This window comes from Salmonella sp. SAL4457, from assembly GCF_046548235.1.
Lineage (GTDB): Bacteria > Pseudomonadota > Gammaproteobacteria > Enterobacterales > Enterobacteriaceae > Salmonella > Salmonella enterica.
In genome coordinates this window covers 1-243 of sequence record NZ_JBGDZO010001173.1, presented here as the reverse complement: position 1 = coordinate 243, position 243 = coordinate 1, and the positions used below count along the sequence as shown (strand labels likewise).

1 protein-coding gene is annotated in these 243 nt (G+C 65.4%); it reads left to right on the top strand.

Annotation, left to right across the window (positions count from 1 at the left end; translation table 11 throughout):
• The coding region (locus ACLJNW_RS27880; protein ID WP_410961835.1) for a DUF4426 domain-containing protein at positions 1-243 on the top strand (243 nt) is incomplete at both ends.

Here is a 243-nt window from a genome sequence, read left to right as displayed (position 1 = left end):
CTACAACGTGTTCAACTCCAGCTTCCTCCAGCCCAACGTGGCCAGCGCGGTCGGCCTGGTACGCAGCAAGGCGCAGGGCGTGATCAACGTGGTGCCGATGGAGGAAGGCAAGCCGGTAGAGGCCGCCGTGACCGGCTCGGCCAAGGACCTGACCGGCAAGGTCATCCCCCTGGAGTTCCGCCGAGTCAGCGAGGAAGGCGCCATCTACAACCTGGCGCAATTCCCGATCAGCCAGCGCGAGAC